The sequence below is a fragment of the Pantoea sp. Fr-CA_6 genome (genome assembly GCF_024520895.1).
In the GTDB taxonomy this organism is placed as follows: domain Bacteria; phylum Pseudomonadota; class Gammaproteobacteria; order Enterobacterales; family Enterobacteriaceae; genus Pantoea; species Pantoea agglomerans.
Genome location: NZ_JALNPO010000012.1, coordinates 1 through 14,282, shown reverse-complemented (window position 1 = coordinate 14,282; position 14,282 = coordinate 1). Strand labels below are relative to the sequence as shown.

14 protein-coding genes are annotated in these 14,282 nt (G+C 53.6%); 7 read left to right on the top strand and 7 right to left on the bottom strand.

Annotated features, from left to right (window positions below):
* Window positions 1-4: 4 nt before the first annotated feature.
* Together glgX and glgB are read right to left on the bottom strand one after the other, a co-directional pair.
* Complete coding sequence (gene glgX / locus NR201_RS18150; protein WP_050680528.1) at window positions 5-1,987, bottom strand: glycogen debranching protein GlgX; 1,983 nt, start codon at window positions 1,985-1,987, stop codon at window positions 5-7.
* A complete protein-coding gene (glgB, locus tag NR201_RS18145) occupies window positions 1,984-4,167 on the bottom strand; it encodes a 1,4-alpha-glucan branching enzyme (protein ID WP_033780976.1) in 2,184 nt (727 codons plus the stop codon). The genes glgX and glgB overlap by 4 nt, the downstream gene beginning before the upstream one ends.
* A gap of 660 nt (window positions 4,168-4,827) precedes the next feature.
* On the opposite strand from glgB, the gene NR201_RS18140 reads away from it, so the two are divergent.
* From NR201_RS18140 to NR201_RS18125, 4 genes are all read left to right on the top strand, one after another.
* Window positions 4,828-5,337, top strand: a complete 510-nt coding sequence (locus NR201_RS18140) for a DUF2778 domain-containing protein (protein ID WP_010253255.1) — start codon at window positions 4,828-4,830, stop codon at window positions 5,335-5,337.
* Window positions 5,318-5,578, top strand: coding sequence for a hypothetical protein (locus NR201_RS18135; protein WP_256850052.1), 261 nt, complete (start codon window positions 5,318-5,320; stop codon window positions 5,576-5,578). Before NR201_RS18140 ends, NR201_RS18135 begins: the two co-directional genes overlap by 20 nt.
* A gap of 7 nt (window positions 5,579-5,585) precedes the next feature.
* A complete protein-coding gene (locus NR201_RS18130; protein WP_010253261.1) occupies window positions 5,586-6,071 on the top strand; it encodes a type VI secretion system tube protein TssD in 486 nt (161 codons plus the stop codon).
* A gap of 392 nt (window positions 6,072-6,463) precedes the next feature.
* Complete coding sequence (locus NR201_RS18125; RefSeq protein ID WP_164501699.1) at window positions 6,464-6,625, top strand: hypothetical protein; 162 nt, start codon at window positions 6,464-6,466, stop codon at window positions 6,623-6,625.
* A gap of 492 nt (window positions 6,626-7,117) precedes the next feature.
* Here the strand turns inward: NR201_RS18125 and asd are convergent, their stop codons facing one another.
* Window positions 7,118-8,227 (bottom strand): aspartate-semialdehyde dehydrogenase, encoded by a 1,110-nt coding sequence (gene asd, locus NR201_RS18120; RefSeq protein ID WP_010671542.1) that lies wholly within the window; start codon window positions 8,225-8,227, stop codon window positions 7,118-7,120.
* Between the two features lie 217 nt (window positions 8,228-8,444).
* Here asd and NR201_RS18115 point away from each other — a divergent pair, with 217 nt between their 5' ends.
* The 3 genes from NR201_RS18115 (at window position 8,445) to NR201_RS18105 (ending at window position 9,894) form a co-directional block, all read left to right on the top strand.
* Window positions 8,445-9,038 carry a YhgN family NAAT transporter gene (locus tag NR201_RS18115; protein WP_003853054.1) on the top strand — a complete coding sequence of 198 codons (594 nt, stop codon included), beginning with the start codon at window positions 8,445-8,447 and terminating at the stop codon, window positions 9,036-9,038.
* A gap of 83 nt (window positions 9,039-9,121) precedes the next feature.
* A complete protein-coding gene (locus NR201_RS18110; protein ID WP_256850051.1) occupies window positions 9,122-9,568 on the top strand; it encodes a hypothetical protein in 447 nt (148 codons plus the stop codon).
* Window positions 9,559-9,894, top strand: coding sequence for a DUF805 domain-containing protein (locus NR201_RS18105; RefSeq protein ID WP_306281464.1), 336 nt, complete (start codon window positions 9,559-9,561; stop codon window positions 9,892-9,894). Before NR201_RS18110 ends, NR201_RS18105 begins: the two co-directional genes overlap by 10 nt.
* A 13-nt stretch (window positions 9,895-9,907) precedes the next feature.
* Here the strand turns inward: NR201_RS18105 and gntU are convergent, their stop codons facing one another.
* The 4 genes from gntU to NR201_RS18085 all read right to left on the bottom strand — a co-directional run bounded on the left by gntU (window position 9,908) and on the right by NR201_RS18085 (window position 13,721).
* Entirely contained in the window at window positions 9,908-11,248 is a 1,341-nt protein-coding gene (gntU, locus tag NR201_RS18100; protein ID WP_010671538.1) for a gluconate transporter, read from the bottom strand.
* Window positions 11,249-11,250: 2 nt separating this feature from the next.
* On the bottom strand, window positions 11,251-11,787 hold the full coding sequence (gene gntK / locus NR201_RS18095) for a gluconokinase (protein ID WP_022624019.1): 537 nt from the start codon (window positions 11,785-11,787) through the stop codon (window positions 11,251-11,253).
* Window positions 11,788-11,927: 140 nt separating this feature from the next.
* Entirely contained in the window at window positions 11,928-12,923 is a 996-nt protein-coding gene (gntR, locus tag NR201_RS18090) for a gluconate operon transcriptional repressor GntR (protein WP_010253274.1), read from the bottom strand.
* A gap of 102 nt (window positions 12,924-13,025) precedes the next feature.
* Complete coding sequence (locus NR201_RS18085; protein WP_010671535.1) at window positions 13,026-13,721, bottom strand: pirin family protein; 696 nt, start codon at window positions 13,719-13,721, stop codon at window positions 13,026-13,028.
* Between the last annotated feature and the right edge of the window lie 561 nt (window positions 13,722-14,282).

Below are 14,282 nucleotides of genomic sequence, written 5' to 3'. Positions count from 1 at the left end.
CTCCTTATGATTGCTTTTGGAACACGCACACACCGTGTGCGGGACCATGCCAGACAGTTAGCAGGATGGGGTTGTCGTCCCCGGCGAAAGGAGGAAGGGCGCGCCATTCTCCGTCTGGTAACACGATGTCATTCACCGTATCCGTGGCGTTTATTGTTATTAACCAGCGGCCGGACAGCAGGATCTGCAATCTGTGCATCCCCTGTGCCCATTCATCGTGTTGCAGTGGCTGGCCACCGGCATTGAGCCACTGCACATTGCCGTCACCGTCCTGCCACCAGCGATCTGCGGTCAGCGCCGGAATGCGCTGGCGCAGCTCGATCAGTGCAGCGGTGAATCCGACTAATCCCTTCTCATCCGCCTGCCAGTCAAGCCAGCTCAGGGCGTTGTCCTGACAGTAAGCGTTGTTATTGCCACGCTGGGTGTGGCCGCGCTCATCGCCTGCCAGCAGCATCGGCGTGCCCTGTGACAGCAGCAGCGTCGTCAGCAGTGCCCGCACGCTGCGACGGCGACGTTCAATCACGTCGAAGCTGACGTTCAGCCCCTCTTTGCCGTGGTTGTGGCTGTAGTTATCGCCGTGACCATCACGGTTATCTTCCCCGTTCGCTTCGTTGTGTTTACGTTCGAAGCTCACCACATCCCACAGCGTAAAGCCGTCGTGGGCGGTGATCAGGTTAACCGTGGCGTGTGGCGACCGGTCATCATGCTGGTAGAGATCGCTGGAGGCGGCAAAGCGACGGACGAACTCGCCGTTGCTTATGTCGCCGTGCAGCCAGTAACGTCGCGCGGTGTCGCGAAACTGATCGTTCCATTCGGCAAACGGCGGCGGAAAACGGCCAACCTGATAGCCGTCAGGGCCGATATCCCAGGGTTCAGCAATCAGCTTGACCTGAGAGAGCAGCGGACAGGCGCGTATCGCCTCAAAAAATGGCGCATCACGCTGGTAATCCGGTGTGCGGCCCAGCACTGGCGCGAGGTCAAAGCGGAAGCCGTCGACGTGGCAGACACGCACCCAGTAGCGCAGCGCCTCTAAAGCCCACGTCATCACCTGCGGATGATGGATATTCAGCGTGTTGCCGCAGCCGGTCCAGTTCTGATAATCGCCCTGCTCATCGAGCCAGTAGTAGCTGGCGTTGTCGATGCCGCGCATGGAGATTGTCGGGCCAATCTCATCCAGTTCAGCGGTGTGGTTGAACACCACATCCAGCAGCACTTCGATACCCGCGGCGTGCAGGTTTTTGACCGCCTGCTGAAACTCCTGCAACGGCGTCACGTCCGGCTGACCGGAGGCGTAACGGGGATCCACCGCCCAGAGCGCAAAGGGGTTATAGCCCCAGTAGTTGCTGAGGCCGAGCTGCAGCAGTCGCGGCTCGCTGGCGAAGTGCGCCACCGGCAGCAGCTCAAGGGTGGTAATCCCCAGACTGCGCAGGTAATTCACCATAACAGGATGACCGAGCGCCGCGTAAGTCCCGCGCAGCGTTTCCGGAATTTCCGGATGCTGCTGCGTCAGGCCGCGCACGTGGGCTTCGTAAATCACCGTGTTACCCCAGGGAATACCCGGTGCGACGTCGTCCTGCCAGTCAAAATCCTCCGCGACTACCCGTGACTTCGGCGCAATCGCCGCGTTGTCATGCGGATCGGGCTGCGCCTCGCCGCCATGAAACAGCGGGTCATCCGGTACATCGCCCTCAACCGCGCGGGCGCAGGGATCAACCAACAGCTTCGCCGGATTAAAACGGTGTCCCTGCTGCGGGGCCCAGGGACCATGCACCCGGTAGCCGTAGCGCTGTCCTGGCTTCAACGCCGGAACATAACCATGCCAGATATCCCCGCTGCGGCCAGGCAGGTCAAGACGCTGTTCTGCGCCCTGCTCATCAAACAGGCAGAGCTCTACGCGCCCGGCATGCTGTGAGAACAGGGTGAAGTTAACGCCTTTGCCATCGTAACTGGCACCCAGCGGTTCGGGATCTCCGGCAGTGATGGTCATTCAGCCTCCCGCACCAGCCATACCGTTGCCAGCGGCGGCAGATTGAGGCTCAGCGACTGCGGTCGCCCGTGGCTCTCCTGCTCATCGGTATGCACCCGATGGTTGCGCACGTCGCTGCCGTGATACTCATGCTGATCGGTGTTCAGCACTTCACGCCAGTAGCCAGGCTGGTTAACGCCAAAGCGATAGCCCGGACGCGGCACCGGCGTAAAGTTACTGACGACGATCACTTCGTTGCCTTCACGGTCACGACGGACAAAGGCGAAGACGGAGTGTTCCGCATCGTTTACCACCAGCCACTCAAAGCCTGCCGGATCGAAGTCGAGCTGATGCAGCGGCGTGTAGTACTGATAGGTGTGGTTGAGATCGCGCACCAGACGGTGAACGCCGTGGTGCCAGTTGTCGTCCCCTTCCAGCAGATGCCAGTCAAGGCTGACGTCGTGGTTCCACTCGCGACCCTGGGCAAATTCATTGCCCATAAACAGCAGTTTCTTGCCGGGGAAGCCCCACATCCAGCCGTAGTAAGCACGCAGGTTGGCGAACTTCTGCCATGCATCGCCCGGCATACGATCGAGAATCGAGCGCTTACCGTGCACCACTTCGTCATGCGACAGCGGCAGCACAAAGTTTTCGGTGTAGTTGTACATCATGCCGAAGCTCATCAGATCGTGATGGTGCTTACGGTAGATGGGATCGACCTTCATGTAGTCGAGGGTGTCGTGCATCCAGCCCAGATTCCATTTGAACCAGAAGCCCAGCCCGCCGTCTTCGGTGGGACGCGTCACGCCAGGATAGTCTGTCGACTCTTCGGCCATGGTCACCGAACCGGATGCCACGGTGCCGAGCGTACGGTTGGTGTGACGCAGAAACTCAATCGCTTCCAGGTTTTCACGGCCGCCATACTGATTCGGTACCCATTCCCCTTCGCTGCGGCTGTAGTCGCGGTAGATCATCGACGCCACCGCATCCACACGCAGGCCATCAATGCCAAAGCGCTCCGTCCAGTAGAGCGCGTTGCCCGACAGGTAGTTGCTCACTTCCCGGCGACCAAAGTTGTAGATCAGGGTATTCCAGTCCTGGTGAAAGCCTTCACGTGGGTCACTGTGCTCATAGAGCTCGGTGCCGTCGTATCTTGCCAGACCGAAATCGTCGCTGGGGAAGTGGCCCGGCACCCAGTCGAGCAGCACGTTGAGGCCCGCTTCATGGGCGGCATCAATGAAGGCGCGGAACTCGTCACGGGTACCAAAACGTCGGGTCGGCGCATACATGCCCAGCGGCTGATAGCCCCAGCTGCCATCAAACGGATGTTCGTTGATCGGCAGCAGTTCGATATGGGTAAAGCCCATCTCTTTGACGTAGGGCACCAGCTGTTCAGCCAGCTCTTTGTAGCTCAGCCAGAAGTTGTTGTCGGTGTGACGACGCCAGGAGCCCAGATGCACTTCATAGATGGAGATCGGCGCGTCAAAGGCGTTGGCCGCCTTGCGCTCTGCTTTCATCTCAACCGGCTCTGGCAGACCACAGATCATCGACGCAGTTTGCGGACGCATCTGCGCCTCAAACGCGTACGGGTCCGCTTTGATGCGCAGTTCGCCATTGGCGTCGATGATTTCATACTTGTAGAGCTGGCCGTTGACCGCGCCCGGTACAAACAGCTCCCAGATGCCCAGTTCCTGACGCAGACGCATCGGATGACGGCGGCCATCCCAGAAGTTGAAATCGCCAACCACTGACACGCGACGGGCGTTGGGTGCCCAGACGCAGAAGCGGGTGCCGAAGACGCCATCGATGACGTCGCCGTGCGCGCCCAGCGTCTCATAAGGGCGCAGGTGTGTCCCTTCCGCCAGCAGCCACAGATCCATCTCCTGCAGCAGCGGGCCAAAGCGATAGGCATCGTCTATCAGGTTTTGCTGGCCGTGCCAGTTCACCGCCAGCTGATAGCGGAACGGGTTTTTGCGGCGTGGAATAACGCCACTGAAAAAGCCACGTGCATCTTCACACACCAGCTGAGCCAGTTTGCGCCCGGTGGAGGTTTCAATGACCCACACTTCAAGCGCTTCGGGGAGCAATGCCCTGACTTCAAGGCCTTGCTGAGTTCGGTGCATCCCTAGTAACGAAAAAGGGTCGGCATAATTACCCGCAAACAGGGCATTGATCGCATCGCGATCGGGAAGCTCTGACATGACTTTCTTCCTGTGATAATTGGCAGCCGAAATGAACGCGACACAGCCTGTCGCGGTTCACCTGCGCTGCTCTTCATTGAGCCATACGTACAACGACAAAGAAGTCAGGCCATTCCGTGGGAAAAGTGTTTTTGCCGTGTACCACAACCATTTAATCCGGAAAGCACAAGAGTTACCTGTGGCACATCATGGTTAAATCATAGCTTGGTCACGGCACTTGCCATGGACTAAAGCAAAATAATCTTTACCGACCGGCAAAAAAGGGAAGTTGATCACTGAGTAAGCGAAACGGCAGATTGTTTCGTGTACGACAAAAACAAAAAAGGCCGGATAAACTGATGATTATGGTCATTTATGTTGCCTGGAGCGCCCCGACTGATGAAGCTGCATTTTTCACCGGAATGAAACAGAGCCTCTGCCACCGCCAAATCTCAGAGTTCAGGATCGCTGGGTGCAGAGGACGATTGAGAAAAGCTACCTGATAATGTGTTGTAAAGCGATGGTTAGCAGTATGTTTCTGACATGAAATGGATTGAGTCATAAAAAAGTTGAGAATTGAATCTGCTTCACGATCCTAAATTTTGCCCAAAATAGCCGTACATCTGTTTTTTACTTTGAATTAGCATGTAAATTCAAAAATTTTAGAAGTAAAGGACTGCTATGTCTTTACAAGGAAAGTTTGTCATAAACAATGCTGATTACTCTCCTCTGATTTTTCCGGGCTTAGGCACTTTTTTAGCGTTTTCTGGTAATGATATTTACCGTAATAAGGGTGGCTGCGGGATGATAATAAACAAAGGGCCATTACCTGCCGGACACTACTACATAGTCGACAGACCTTCTGGTAGTTGGGTCAATAGCGTCAGAGCATGGGCAATTGACGAAATAAAAAGTGCATTCAAATATCATGTTGATCATTCAGAATGGTTTGCCCTTTTCCGCGTTGATGGGATGATCGACGATAGCACCTTTTTTCGAGGAGTAACGCGAGGAGGCTTCAGGCTTCATCCCGGTCAGGTTTCAGAGGGCTGTATTACGCTGGCCTGGCAATCAGACTTCAACATGCTGAGAAATGCTCTATTAAGAACATCTAAAATCTCGGTTCCTGGCACAGACTTAAAAGCCTATGGCACCATTGAGGTAATCACTTATGGCGACACTTGCCCGTAGATTAGGAAAATTAGCCTTCTTCCTTCTTCTTTTACTTATCGTTGGTCGGGCTATGGGTGAGCCTTATAACTGGATTAATTATGATTTCGCTTTAAAGCTAGGCCATATTTTATATGGCTCCGGTGAAATTGGCGCAGAGGCAATAGATGATATGTATTTCTATATGAGTTTCCTCACTAATATAGTTATCACTGCGGCAATTTTTTTCATAACAATGAAGTTGATCAGAAAAGTAAGGTGATAATAGGATGCCAATTCCTGCTTACATGTGGCTCAAAGATGATGGCGGTGCTCATATTAAAGGTTCTGTTGATGTATGGGATCGTGATGGCAGCATTGAGATTGTTGGTTTCAGTCATGGACTGAACATTCCTGTAGATAGTGCTAACGGCAAGATAACCGGCAAGCGTTCACACTCACCGATGATGATTGAAAAGGAGTTTGATAGCTCCAGTCCATATCTTTATAAGGCGGTTGCTACGGGCCAGACGCTGCAAAGTGCGGAAATCCGCTGGTATAAAATCAATCATGCCGGGCAGGAAGAGTGTTACTTTGTCATGACTATTGAGGGGGTAAAGATCACTGGCGTGAATCCTGGCATGCCAAACGCTAAAATGTCCGGTAATGCGCAAATCAACCATATGGAATCAATATCCATGATGTATGACAAAATCACATGGCGTTATGTTGATGGAAATGTCCAGTATACCGATGACTGGAATATACGAGCATAGAACATCGGATAGAAATGCTTCCCTGAAGGGCATGAATGTGTAAATAAACGAATAAAAATATAATAGCCTGAATTTATACTGACTACTACAACTCTAAAATGGCGTACCAGCATCATCGTACAGGTATTTTCTTCCAGAACGAGATTCGCATACATTACTTTCATTCTAAACATTTCCGAATGTAATGGCGCAACTATTTTTTTACGTCATTAACTCTGCAAGCACAGAGGGTTAACATACTAAAGAATGAATAAGTCATTCAATTTTGAACATTGTCACATTTCGAAAATGAAGCGGTAAAAGTTAGCAAAACATGATTGAAAACCAGACAAGTTAGTCGTATTAAAAAAAAGACATCAATTAAGATATCTATGTGAATAAGGAAATTAACAATGGCAAAACATTGGTCAGGGCAACCATGCCCTAAGACTGGAACTTATGGCCAGTATCACGATACTGACAATTCATACGCAGGAACTGCATATGATCGCCATGTGAAAAAAGATGATCCATTTCCGCCAAGCAAAAACAATCATCACTTCAAAGAAAAGTGATACTGAATAGAAAAAGCCCCTCGGGGCTTTTTCTTTTTTACCACCGTATTACATCCTTATTGACCACCGTACCACCATTCCCATCCCGTCATTTAAAATGCATTAGCGTCTAAAAAAGCCTGCATTGCGCATGCCTGATAAATGATGATTTTTGGGCGGTTAGGACCTTAATGAAAAGTGTTTGCAGATTCAGTCTGACGAACACAATTTCTAAGACACTATGTACTCCATTGAGCAGCGACAGAATGTGCATATTGCTGTGATGCAAGTCTCTGCCCAAAGCCATCCATCAAGCTCAAAAAACACACCATAAAACGCAAAGAATTTTTTGGCTGAAGTCAAAATTATCCATAGACTGGACTAACAACAAAAAGCCCGTAACCATCAACAATGATTACGGGCTTTCATATAGCTATCAGACAGTTAATCGATCATCTTTGCCTAATCTGATCGGCATTGATCATAAATCCGGCCTTTGGCGATGTTTTCTGTTTAGCTGGTTAACAACCGCAGCATGCGACGTAGCGGTTCGGCTGCGCCCCATAACAGCTGGTCGCCCACCGTGAAGGCAGAGAGATATTCCGGCCCCATATTCAGTTTACGCAACCGGCCAACCGGCGTGGTCAGCGTACCGGTGACAGCGGCAGGCGTCAGTTCACGCATCGTCAGTTCGCGGTCATTCGGCACCACTTTGACCCACTCATTGTGAGAGGCCAGCAGCTGCTCAATTTCAGCCAGCGGCAGGTCGCGTTTCAGCTTCAGCGTAAAGGCCTGGCTGTGGCAGCGCAGTGCCCCGACGCGCACGCACAATCCATCAACGGGGATGACGTTACGGGTGGCGAGGATCTTGTTGGTCTCAGCCTGGCCTTTCCACTCTTCGCGGCTCTGACCGTTTTCCAGCTGTTTGTCGATCCACGGAATCAGGCTGCCCGCCAGCGGCACGCCGAAGTTATCGGTCGGCAGGGTACCGGAACGGGTGAAGTCGGTCACGCTACGCTCGATGTCGAGGATGGCGGAGGCCGGGTTCTGCAGCGCAGGCGCAACGTGATCGTGCAGCATGCCCATCTGGGTCAGCAGTTCACGCATGTGGCGCGCGCCGCCGCCAGAGGCCGCCTGATAGGTGGCAACCGAAGCCCACTCCACCAGGTCCTGAGCAAACAGGCCGCCCAGCGACATCAGCATCAGGCTGACGGTACAGTTACCGCCGACAAAGGTTTTGATCCCACTGTCGATGCCCTGGCGAATCACCGCATGGTTGACCGGATCGAGGATGATGATGGCATCATCTTTCATGCGAAGCGTGGAGGCCGCATCAATCCAGTATCCCTGCCAGCCGCTGGCGCGCAGCTTTGGATAGACGTCACTGGTGTAGTCGCCACCCTGGCAGGTAATAATGATATCCAGCGCCCGCAGCGCCTCAATATCAAACGCATCCTGCAGTGTGCCCTGCTGTTTGCCCGCAAATGCGGGTGCCGCCTGACCATGCTGCGACGTCGAGAAGAAGACCGGATTGATTGCATCAAAATCACGCTCTTCACTCATGCGGGACATCAGCACGGAGCCGACCATACCGCGCCAACCAACAAAACCTACATTCTTCATGTCGTGTCCGTCTAAGGCAGTTACACCTGCTTTTCATTTCAGAGGAGAGAGCGGCGTGCTATTTTCACGCCGCTCTGCGTAATAATAAGATTTACCTGTGTCCCTTCACTCTACAAAATGCAGGCCGGGTAGCAAGTGAATTAATTCGATTACGCTAACTTTTTCAGCAGCGTAACTAATAACTCCGCTTTTTCGTGAACAACATGGCGTAAAACCGATGACTGAAATGATTTCAGCGACAATATTATTGTTGTTAATTATGGATCCGCTGGGCAATCTGCCGATTTTTATGTCGGTTTTAAAGCATCTGGAGCCGAAACGGCGGCGAGTGGTGCTGATCCGTGAAATGTTGATTGCCCTGATCATCATGCTGCTGTTCCTGTTTACCGGTGAACGCATCCTGGCATTTTTGAATCTGCGTACTGAAACGGTGTCGATTTCCGGCGGGATAATCCTGTTTCTTATCGCCATTAAAATGATTTTCCCGTCGGCGGAAAGCAGCAGTTCTGGTTTACCGGCGGGTGAAGAGCCCTTCCTGGTGCCGCTGGCGATCCCACTGGTAGCCGGGCCATCGCTGCTGGCGACGCTGATGCTGCTGTCGCATCAATATCCGCATCAGATGTCGCACCTGGTCGGCGCGCTGCTGATCGCCTGGGGCGTGACGGTGGGTATTCTGCTGATGTCAGGTCTGTTCCTGCGTCTGCTGGGTGATAAAGGCGTGAATGCGCTGGAGCGGCTGATGGGATTAATACTGATTATGCTGGCCACACAGATGTTCCTGGACGGCATTCGGGCTTATCTGAAGTTATAAGCGCACCTTTGTCCTTTTGCCCTGACAGGCTGGCAGGCAGCCGCATTAATTCAGCCTGTTTATCACAAAGTTACGGCATTGAAATGAACAATATTATTTATATAATGAGGTTGTTATTGCCCTTTTTTTTCGGTGCGCTCTATCTGATAACAGGTTACGTCTCCCTTCAGGAAGTGCTGCAGTATGCCAACAGCGGCCATTCAGGGGTGATCACAGATATGCGCAGTTATCTGGTTGCCCCGCTACTCTGCGCGTTGCTCTGGCTGCTGGTTTATCTGGTAGCCTGGTGGGGTTTCAGAAAAATTGCCTTTCTGTCCGCGGCTAAAGAAACAGCCTTTCAGGCACTATTCTTTCTGGCAAATATACTCTGTTTGGCTGGACTGACCGTATTATCCGTCTCGGGCCGGAAAGCGGCATTGAATGACGTGCAGCTGATACAAGTTGACGTCACTGATTTTGCCTGGGTTTACTTACTTGCCGCCGCCATTACGCTGGTTGTTTTTGCTGTGATAAGAAGAAAATGGGCATGAACAGGCTGCTGCAGATTATCAAAAGCTGTCTGCTGAGCACGTTTAACTATGAGGGGCGTGAAGGAAGGACGAACTATTTTATTTTCCTGCTGTTTCAGCTGGTCTGGTTCTGCAGTTATCTGCAATGGTTTACCGGGCCACAACATGAAATAGGCTTAATCGCGCTGCTGCTGTTTATTTTGCCTGTTTTTTCCTGTGGGGTGAGGAGAATAAATGACTCTGGCTATTCACGCGGCATCATTGTTCTTTTGGTAGTGGCGCCTTATCTGCTGTTCCCTTTTTTACTCTTCCCCCGCTCGCGGGAAAAAAACCTGACGGGCCGATAGCCCGTCGGGTTGGTCAGGAAAGCAGTTCGAAAGCAATCATACCTACGATAGCCCCGGTAGTACCGAGAATGGTTTCCATCAGTGTCCAGGTCTTCAGCGTTTCCGCTTCGCTGGCCCCGGTGAAGCGACCAAACAGCCAGAACCCGGCATCGTTCACATGGCTGATAATGATTGAGCCACCGCCGATGCAGATCGACAGCGCCGCCAGCTGAGCGCCGCTGTAGTGCAGCGGTTCAATCACCGGCATGATTAAGCCCACAGTGGTCAGACAGGCGACCGTCGCCGATCCCTGAATCACCCGCACCGCACCTGACAGGATAAAGCAGGCCAGCGCAATCGGCAGTCCTGCGCCGGTCAGCGCATTGCCCAGCACCGGACCCACGCCGGAGTCCACCAGCACCTGCTTAAACACGCCGCCCGCGCCAATCACCAGCAGGATAATCCCGGCCGGTTGCAGCGCGCTGCCACACACCTGCATTACCCGCTCTTTATCCATACCCTGACGGTAAGCCAGGCCATAAATCGCCACCAGCAGCGCCAGCAGGATTGCGGTGAAAGGATGGCCGATAAATTCCAGCCACTCATACAGGGTGGTGCCTTCGGTCGTGAAGCGTGCGCCGATGGTTTTCAGGCCAACCAGCACCAGCGGAAACAGAATCAGTGAGAGGCTGAAGCCAAACGACGGCAGCTTGCTCTCATCGACATCCGGTTGATGATCTTCCGGCGGCGCGCTGAACGAGACGTGGTTGCCAATGAAGTTGCCAAACAGGGGCCCGGCAATCAGCATGCCCGGGATCGCCGCACAGAGACCCAGCAGGATCATCCAGCCAAAATCTGCGTGCATCTGCGAAGCCAGCAGCATCGGCGCCGGTCCGGGCAGCAGGAACGCCGCCGCTGCGGCCACACCGGCAAACAGCGGGATCACCAGCTTCACCAGATTGCCGCCGGTACGCCGTGCCACCGCAAAAGCGATACTGATCAACAGCACGACTGCCACCTCAAAAAAGAGCGGCAGCGCGCAGATCAGACCGGCAATGCCCATCGCATAATGGGCGCGGCTCTGACCAAAGGTTTTCAGCATCCGGATGGCGATCTGATCAACAGCGCCGGTTTCATGCAGGATCTTGCCGAACATCGCGCCCAGCGCGACCACAATCGCGAGGAAGCCGAGCGTGCCGCCCATCCCCTTCTGCATGGTTTCAGCGATCTGATTCAGTGGCATGCCGGAGAACAGCCCGGCACCGATGGACACTAACATCAATGCGACGAAGGCGTGCATACGGGCCTTCATCACCAGGAAAAGCAGCAGCAGGACGGAGCCTGCTGCGGTCAAAACGAGTGTTGCGGTATTCATCTCTAACCCTGGCTAATAGCGTCCTGGATAGTCGCAACCGTAGCCGCCACCACATCGTCCAGTGAATGCGCGATATCCACCACCAGTACATCCGGCTCGTCCCGCCCTGGCTCTTCCAGCGTCGCAAACTGCGTTACCAGCATCTGCGGCTTGAAGAAGTGGCCTTTACGCGCTTTCAGGCGAGCTTCGATGGTATCGAAGTCGCCCTTCAGGTAGACGAAACGCAGATTGTCATTTCCCTGACGCAGGATGTCGCGATAACTTTTCTTCAGGGCTGAACAGACAATGATGGAAATCGCCTGGGTGCGCTGCATGGCAAACGCGGCGTCGTTCAGTGCCTGTAACCACGGCTGGCGATCGTTGTCATCCAGCGGATGACCATCGGCCATCTTCAGGATGTTGGCGCGGGGGTGGAGAAAATCACCGTCAAGAAAGGCTGTATTCAGCTGGTGAGAGACCTGATTGGCGACGGCAGACTTTCCGCTGCCTGAAACGCCCATCAGGATAAAAACGTGATGCGACGGGGATTGCGTTGTCATTTTTCTGCTCCGGCAGGTGAGAATTTGCCAATGTTACCGATAACAATGTCGTTTCTCATTCTCCTGGCCGCTTAACAGCCTGGCAACCTTTTTACCAGGAAATGCATGAAAGTGTGAGCTGACTCATAAAAACGCCACAATCAGATGCTGCCACCTTCACTGATCTCAAAACCGACATCCAGCGGCTGGCAGGTGCTGGTTTCTCCGGCAATGCGCGCCAGCAGCAGCGCCGCAGCTTCACGCCCCATGCGGTCGCGTGGCGTCAGCACTGTTGCCAGTTGTGGCGTGACAACCTGACTGATGTCATGGCCGTGGAAACCGGCTATCGCCATCTGAGAGGGCACCTGCAATCCCTGGCGCTGGCACTCAAACATCGCGCCGACCGCCAGATCGTCATTGGTACAGAACAGGCTATCTGTTTCGGGGTAAAGGCGCTGCGCCTCACGCAGCAGATCACAACCGGCGCTGAATGAAGAGGCATCTTCCATCATCACACTGCGTGGCGTCAGCCCCGCTTCGCGCATCGCGATTTCGTAACCGCGCTGCTTCTGCAGCGTACGTTCATCCAGGCGTGCGCCGAGGTAGACGGTATGACGATGACCTTTGCTGAGGATTGCCTGCGTCATCTGCCGGGCCGCTTCAACGTTATCGAAGCCTACCGCCATATCCAGGCAGGGCGTGACGCTGTCCATCACCTCAATCACCGGGATACCGGCCACTTCCAGCATGCGCAGCGTGCCTGGTGTATGGGTGCGTTCGGTGAGGATAACCCCATCAATATTCCAGCCCAGCAGCGAGCGCAGTTGCAGCTCCTCTTTTTGCGGGTTGTAACCAAAGTGGGCGACCAGCGTCTGATAGTTGGCTTCGTCGGTGACGGCTTCGATGCCGCGCAATACGTCAGCAAAAACCTGGTTTGTGAGTGACGGCAGCAGTACGCCAATGGCGCGGCTGGTGGCGTTAGAAAGCATATCGGGGGCGCGATTGGGGATATAACCCAGCTCATCCAGTGCCACCGCAATCTTATCCCGCAGGGCAACGGAGACCTGCTCTGGATTACGCAGGTAACGGCTGACGGTCATTTTAGTAATGCCGACGCGATCGGCAACGTCCTGTAATACCGGTCTTTTCTTCTTCATCGTAGCGCCTGGGATCGCCCTTAAAGCTAAAGTACGATGAGTCTATCACTTTTCTGTCACAAAATTGCCAACCGGGCGCGACGATGCGCGCCCGTTATCTGCTTAGACCGGTGGCAGATCAAACAGCAGGACTTCTGCAGCCGAGCTGGCTTCAATGGTCAGCGCGCTTTCGTCCCAGATCGCCAGGGCGTCGCTGGTGGTGATCGCGTTGCCGTTAACGGTAACATCACCTTTCACCACCTGAATCCAGATACGACGTCCCGCATCAATCGCGACATTGTCCTGTTCGCCGGCAGCCATTACCCAGCGCGATAAGGTCATGTCCTGAAAGACTTTCAGCGATCCTTCACGGGCATCCGGGCTTAACACCAGCTGACGCCCCTGCACATCCGGGAAGCGGCGCTGATCGTAGCGTGGTTCGATACCGGTACGCTCAGGAATGATCCAGATCTGATAAAGGTGCAGCGGCTCGCTTTCGCTGGCGTTGTACTCAGAGTGACGTACGCCGGTGCCGGCGCTCATAATCTGGAACTCCCCTGCCGGGATCTGCTCTTTGTTGCCCATGCTGTCCTGATGCTCAACCGTACCGGAGAGCACGTAGGTCAGGATTTCCATATCTTTGTGAGGATGGGTACCAAACCCCTGGCCGCCATCAATCACATCTTCGTTGATGACCCGCAGCGCGGAGAAACCCATAAAGTTCGCATCGTGATAGCTGGCGAAAGAGAAAGTGTGCCAGCTATCCAGCCAGCCATGGTTTGCGTGACCGCGTTCTTCAGCTTTGCGTACATAAATCATGTTCAAATCTCCTCAATGTTTTTTATAGTCTGTCCCTGAGGCGGTCTGATTGATAGCTGAAAAACTTCACGCCTCTGTTCAAAATAGTTGAATGAGCATTGAGCAGTGGCTGAAAAGCACTGAAGAAGGGCAGGCAAAAAAAAAGCCAGCGGATAAGCTGGCTAAATAATACTGGAAGCAATGTGAGCAATGTCGTGCTTTCTCAGGCTGTCGGGCGACCTCCCGAGAACGCATGACAATAATAATCATTATCATTCGCGTCTGTAAAGTCATTTTCATACTTTTTGCTCTGATTAGCGCGGTGAATACCTTGATGTTTAAAGGGTTTTAATGCTGTGGCGGGTTTTAAATCGCGTCACAGCGTATTTTAACTCTGATCCCCTGAATGCAAAAAAGGCCCCTTCCGGGGTAATGCTAGTCAGTTAAGATTAGATTTGTAAAGGCTGTCACGGTCAAACGTGGCAGCTTTTTTTCCGGGCGAGCCAGCCGCAGTGCGGGCCAGCGCACCTCTGCTGCTGCCGGGCCGTCCTCGCGCCGCTCACGCGGTACCTTCGGCTTTGA

What these genes read in the sequence shown, in the direction of transcription:
- gntR (WP_010253274.1), bottom strand. Translation starts at nt 12,923, where the DNA reads ATGAAGAAGAAAAGACCGGTATTACAGGACGTTGCCGATCGCGTCGGC.
- gntU (WP_010671538.1), bottom strand. Translation starts at nt 11,248, where the DNA reads ATGAATACCGCAACACTCGTTTTGACCGCAGCAGGCTCCGTCCTGCTG.
- glgB (WP_033780976.1), bottom strand. Translation starts at nt 4,167, where the DNA reads ATGTCAGAGCTTCCCGATCGCGATGCGATCAATGCCCTGTTTGCGGGT.
- NR201_RS18105 (WP_306281464.1), top strand. Translation starts at nt 9,559, where the DNA reads ATGGGCATGAACAGGCTGCTGCAGATTATCAAAAGCTGTCTGCTGAGC.
- NR201_RS18140 (WP_010253255.1), top strand. Translation starts at nt 4,828, where the DNA reads ATGTCTTTACAAGGAAAGTTTGTCATAAACAATGCTGATTACTCTCCT.
- NR201_RS18110 (WP_256850051.1), top strand. Translation starts at nt 9,122, where the DNA reads ATGAACAATATTATTTATATAATGAGGTTGTTATTGCCCTTTTTTTTC.
- glgX (WP_050680528.1), bottom strand. Translation starts at nt 1,987, where the DNA reads ATGACCATCACTGCCGGAGATCCCGAACCGCTGGGTGCCAGTTACGAT.
- NR201_RS18085 (WP_010671535.1), bottom strand. Translation starts at nt 13,721, where the DNA reads ATGATTTATGTACGCAAAGCTGAAGAACGCGGTCACGCAAACCATGGC.
- NR201_RS18135 (WP_256850052.1), top strand. Translation starts at nt 5,318, where the DNA reads ATGGCGACACTTGCCCGTAGATTAGGAAAATTAGCCTTCTTCCTTCTT.
- NR201_RS18130 (WP_010253261.1), top strand. Translation starts at nt 5,586, where the DNA reads ATGCCAATTCCTGCTTACATGTGGCTCAAAGATGATGGCGGTGCTCAT.
- asd (WP_010671542.1), bottom strand. Translation starts at nt 8,227, where the DNA reads ATGAAGAATGTAGGTTTTGTTGGTTGGCGCGGTATGGTCGGCTCCGTG.
- NR201_RS18115 (WP_003853054.1), top strand. Translation starts at nt 8,445, where the DNA reads ATGACTGAAATGATTTCAGCGACAATATTATTGTTGTTAATTATGGAT.
- gntK (WP_022624019.1), bottom strand. Translation starts at nt 11,787, where the DNA reads ATGACAACGCAATCCCCGTCGCATCACGTTTTTATCCTGATGGGCGTT.
- NR201_RS18125 (WP_164501699.1), top strand. Translation starts at nt 6,464, where the DNA reads ATGGCAAAACATTGGTCAGGGCAACCATGCCCTAAGACTGGAACTTAT.